The 5,590-nt window shown below is 42.8% G+C and carries 4 protein-coding genes; all 4 read left to right on the forward strand.

What is annotated here, in order from left to right; translation table 11 throughout:
• Positions 1-1,565 (forward strand): type VI secretion system tip protein TssI/VgrG (gene tssI / locus AACQ81_RS00830; protein ID WP_237388353.1); only part of this gene is annotated, 1,565 nt, incomplete at its 5' end.
• A 5-nt stretch (positions 1,566-1,570) separates the two neighbouring features.
• Positions 1,571-2,365, forward strand: a complete 795-nt coding sequence (locus AACQ81_RS00835; RefSeq protein WP_237388354.1) for a DUF4123 domain-containing protein — start codon at positions 1,571-1,573, stop codon at positions 2,363-2,365.
• Positions 2,366-2,380: 15 nt separating this feature from the next.
• On the forward strand, positions 2,381-4,282 hold the full coding sequence (locus AACQ81_RS00840; RefSeq protein ID WP_237388355.1) for a lipase family protein: 1,902 nt from the start codon (positions 2,381-2,383) through the stop codon (positions 4,280-4,282).
• 20 nt (positions 4,283-4,302) lie between these two features.
• Complete coding sequence (locus AACQ81_RS00845; RefSeq protein ID WP_237388356.1) at positions 4,303-5,112, forward strand: hypothetical protein; 810 nt, start codon at positions 4,303-4,305, stop codon at positions 5,110-5,112.
• The last annotated feature ends 478 nt before the right edge of the window (positions 5,113-5,590 follow it).

Below are 5,590 nucleotides of genomic sequence, written 5' to 3' on the forward strand. Positions count from 1 at the left end.
AGGACAGAGAATATGTGACCCAGAAACGGGAATCTGACTATGGGTTTTTCAGCCGATTGGCGGCGGAAGAGGGGATCAGTTTCTGGTTTGAGGATGAAACCCTGTTTTTCAGTGACAGCCATCTGGGAATGACGGCGGGACTGCCGTTGCTTTACCAGCCCCAGCCGGAAACCGCACACGGGACAGATACGATTTATCAGGTGCGGTTAGGCGTCGGGATGAGTCCACAACGCAGCCTTCACAAAGACTTTAATTACGACAATCCGCGTTATCACCTTTCCCATATGACCAGCAGTGAAAGTTTCCGCAATTTTGGCACTCAAACCCCGTATACCGTGTTTGAAAGCTACGGGCGTTTTCAGAAAGATGCGGTAGCCAAACCGTTTCTCAAATACCGCCATGAAGCGCTGGATAACCAGAAAAAAACCGGCAGCGGCAACAGTAACTGCATCAAACTGATGCCGGGCAAGATTTTTGAGATAAAAAGCCATCCACATAAGCCACTGAATGCCCGCTGGCAGGTGGTCGGTATCAGTCACCACGGGCGCTGCCCGCAGGCGCTGGGCGATAACAGCGGGGAAGGCACCACGCTCAGTAATCATTTCAGTTTTATTGATGGCCTTGCCGACTGGCGCCCGCCTTTCCACTACAAACCGCTGGCCGATGGCGATGAAACAGCAATGGTGGTCGGGCCGGAAGGGGAAGAGATTTTCGTTAATAAAGAGGGCGCGATTAAAGTCCATTTTCACTGGAATCGCTATGACCAACCGGATGATGGTGCGTCCTGCTGGGTTCGCGTCGCACAGGGCTGGAACGGTAACGGCTTTGGTTTTATGGCGATCCCGCGTATCGGTCAGGAAGTGATTATCTCTTACCTCAATGGGGATATTGACCGTCCAATCGTCACTGGCTGTGTTTACAATGGCCTGAACCGCCCGCCGCTGGATTTACCGGCACAGAAAACCCGCACGACTTTCAAGACCAAAACCCATAAGGGCAAGGGCTTTAACGAACTGCGCTTTGAGGATGCCAAAGACAGCGAGGAAATTTATTTCCACGGCCAGAAAGATTTTACGGCTCATATCGAAAACGATGCCCTCTGGCATATCAAACACGACCAGAAACAACGTATCGATAACAACCGTTATCACGACATCCGTGCGGATGACCATCATCAGGTTGCCGGTTCCCGCAAAATCACCACAGAAGGCGATGTGTCCCACCGGATTGCCGGCAGCCAGCATACCCAGACCGGTGATGCGACCGTGATTGACAGCGGGCAGGAAATCCACCTGAAAAGTGGCGGCAAAGTGGTACTGGAAGCGGCATCAGAAATCACGCTGAAAGTGGGCGGCAGTTTTCTTAAAGTCACCCCGGGCGGGATTTTGTCCTCACCGATTAATGTCGGACAAGGTTCGGCAGGCAGCGGACGCGGGCTGGCACTGCAATTACCAGAGGGGGTAGCACCGTTGCCAGATGTGGAGATGGAATTTCCCGCACACCCTTATTGCCCGGAGCTGGCACAACAGGACGTCAGCATGGTTATTAAACCCGCTAAGGAATGATACTGATGGAAGACATTATTTCGGTTAGAAACACAACACCTACGGTCAATTGGCAGCAATGGCTGAGCGAATCTCATGATACGCCAGTGTTCTTTATGCTCAATTCACTGGCAAATCCTGATCCGGTAAAACACTTTTACCTTAACGATTGGGTAGAGGAGGCTTTTCCACTGTATAGCGGCACACCGATGCGCAAAATGCTGAAACAAAGCCCGTGGCTGGTGCAGGCGAAAAAAAGCCAACTATCCCTTATCGGCATGATGCTAGATCGTCATGCCGTCAGTGACAATAGCTGGGGCTGGGCATACCAAAGTCCAGCCCCGTGGCAAGAGCAATTGGTTCATTGGCAACAGAGGCAGTTAGTGGTGTTACAAGGAGAACAGGTGGTTTTTCGTATGATGGATACACGGGTATTCGGTGCACTACTGCCAGCACTCACACCCAGTGACTGGACAGAATTGTTAACACCCGTGACAGAACTGATGATTGACCTGCCCCAAGGCACACGTTTCCACCGTCCTGAAGAATGCGGACAAGGTAATGGCGATATTCCTTTTACACTGGGTGAACACCTACAGCTGGTTTGGCTACATTCACCTTATGGCCTGAAAGTTTTAAGCAGCTCCCTCTATAACGATTTATGGGAAAACCACGGTGATATAGCGAAGCAACTTGATAAGCCAGAAGGCAGTCTGGAACAACAGATTGAACAGTGGCTGCGGCAAAAATTAGAAGCCGGTCAGTATGTTGAAAAGATATCCAGTCAGGATTATTTGTTGGCGATGGAACAAGAAAAATAACAGGAGCAATAAGTTATGAGTAATAAAAATTCGATTTATTGTCATGATTGTCAGAAAATGGCAAACAACAAAATAGAAATTCAATTGGTTGATGAGTACAACAAACCTATCGCCAATATGCCTTACACACTGAAAAATCATAAAATGACCCGTAAAGGAGGTACAGATGGCAGCGGCATGATCCGTGAAGAAAATCTGACTGCTATCCCCCTTCGCTTATTCCTCGATGGTCAGAAATTGACTGATGAAATGGAACAGCGCCCATTGAGAATAAAGCGCAACGGCGAGTACAAATACGCACGTTCTAAGGATTCTATGTCTAAAATTTCAGCCGTTTTTGCAGAAAGTCAAAAATCAGGCCGCCAATATCGTTATGCGACGATTGGGGAACTGGTTGATAAAATACCTGTGATTAAAGGATGGAAAAAAGGAATCCCTCTTCCAAGTTGTCATTTTCCTGACAGCGAACCAATGGGTATCGAAGTTATACCTTCTGCTTTCGATAGTTATCGCTATGTGATTGAGGTCTGCCCATTCAGGGCATGGTCTTTATTATTACATCACCAAAAAGATTATTCACTGGTTAATGCCTATAATTTTTCACTGATGAGCATATTAACTTATGGTGATAACAATAAGTACGCCACTGGCTCTATTGTGAATGTTTTTAATAACCAAATGCTTAATATTTCAGAACTTCCCTATAAGTTTAATGACCAATCTTTTGCCCCAGTTGTTTATGATGTCCCATTCAGTGATCGCTATACTGAGGTCGTCTACATCGACTCAAATAAACAAGATGTTCCTCAGGGACATACTCAGCTTTTTTACGTGGCAAATAAGAAAGAAGTTATTGTTGGATGGCGCGGTACTGAAATGACGGAAACAAAGGATGTCCTCACAGACGGAACTTTCCAGCCACTAGAATTAAGCTGCACTGAAAAAGGAATATGTAGTGGTTTTATTGAGAAAGGAAAAGTCCATAAAGGCTTTTGGGAAGCTTTTCATCTTGTCAAAGATATCCAAGTTCCTGATATAGAAAAAAGGGAAACAGTATTCGAACATGTTTTGGGATTAGCAGAAGCAAGAAAACTATTCGTCTGCGGTCATAGCTTGGGCGGAGCCCTCGCCTTGTTACATAGTGCACAACTCAAATCTTATAATCCCTGCCTCTATACCTACGGTATGCCACGTTTATTCACCCAAAGTGCAGTGCAGGAACTCACTGAAATTACTCATTATCGTCATGTTAATGAAGATGATTTTGTTCCATCAGTGCCGTTCAACAAAGATATGGATAATATTGCTCTTCAAACAGATTATAAATTTGTAGGATACGCAATCGAAGTATTTGATACTGTTGTGGGCACATCTTTAAGTCTGGCTGGTGCTCTCACTGCAAAAAGTGTTAAGTCACTCAGTCGTGATAACGACCCTTTTTTACACCATGGTAAATTGGTTTACTTTTATGTTCTCCCTGATTCGGAGTCAAAACTTTATTTACTTCCGGAATTAAATGAAAAAACCAGAAAAGAGACTAAAGAATTTATTGAACAACAGACAAAAGTAGATCAATACAGAGAGCAAGAGATACGTTCATTTTTTCAGGGTGATGAAAACCCTACAGGCAAACGTGGGACAGGCCTTTTTGACCATAGCAGCGCCTTATATGCTGAGTATATTGACAAGAGATTGCGAGAACTATGTTCCCTTCCACCAGATAAAAAACTGCAAAGGAAGCCGGAAGATTTATCATTTCTTGAAAGTGAACCACATTCGATTGGTGCCGTATTTCAAAGAAAAAAAATTAGAGAATATTATTTCTTAAGAGAAATAGATAATCAATTAGCCACTACGTTGGAAGTAACCCGAAAAGATGAAAGAGGCCCCGCTGCCTTGCGGCGTTATTCTAGATAAAGATAGGAATCTTAGATATTATGATAAAATCGATGCCATTGATATTATTACCACTCACTTTGTGCTTAACAGGGTGCGACTTTTTATCTAATGCAATTTCGGACTCTTGGCAAACTTATAAAGATAAATCTGAACCATTTTCACCTCCTAAAAACAATCAATGGATCACAGTTGAAGGTGTTATTCCTCCTAATACTACTCCCATTTTGAAGAGAAGATATATCTCAAATAAATGTCTGTCTACTCACAATACCGCTGGAGGAATGCTTTATCATACTCCTAGGCATAGAGGGGATGACGTTAATATTTTAGTAAACTCTACAACTGGTTATTTTAAGGAGAAAATACCTCTTCAAGGGGGGGGGTGGTGTCAATGGAATATCAATACTATTATGCTTGTCATTATGTATAATGATGTTAATCATTTAATAAAAGATGCTGAACCCTATACTGGAACAGGTATAACGATTTATATAAACGACGCAGAAAAACCTAAGGATATGAAAGAGCTAATAAATTCCATTCATTATAAACCAATCATTTATCCTTTTCTCAGAAAGGTTTATGATACCCATAATAAAATAGGATTATATGGCGAAACCGGAGGAACAACTTCGTTTGGGCTAAGGTTGACTCCTAGAAATGAATGGAAAATCACCTACATGCCCACGCTGGATGAAACTAAAATGCCCAAAGTAATTATTTCAGAAAACCCCCTTGGGATATATCCCCGAGGAAATGCAAGAGTTGAATATCCAGATGGAAAAGTAGATTTAGATAGCGATTATATTGAATATTGGAAAATAAATAATACATCTCAATGGGAGTAAAAATAAATATTATTTAAGCAACACATTAAACATCAAGAACTGCGATAATAATATTGCAGTTCTTTTTACGAAATATCACCATAAATATCACAAAAAAATATTTTCAATTCTGGAAACTTAAAATCATTACTATTAAAACGGAGATATAAACATAGCAGGTAAAGCAGTTATTCTCTTAAACGATACCACTGAACACAGTGGTAATGTGATTACCTCTATTGGCGGTTATATCTATACCAATCTAACTTGAAGGTGCGGGTTTTAAAATTTGAAAATTATCAGTCAGTCGAGTTGTCAGTTCTTTCGTTTTTTCTGGCAACGTGACATGAAAAAAGTGATGAAGGGTTTCACCAGGGCACGAGCATACTTTGATTAACATTCAGCCAAAGAAAACTTGGGCGCGGTAATCATCACACCAGCTGGCTTTTTTAAGCTTATTTCTTTGGCTTGGTGCCCCGCAATCACATTGCTTGACCAT

Origin of the sequence: Xenorhabdus sp. Sc-CR9 (genome assembly GCF_963897815.1) — a bacterium.
Taxonomy (GTDB): domain Bacteria; phylum Pseudomonadota; class Gammaproteobacteria; order Enterobacterales; family Enterobacteriaceae; genus Xenorhabdus.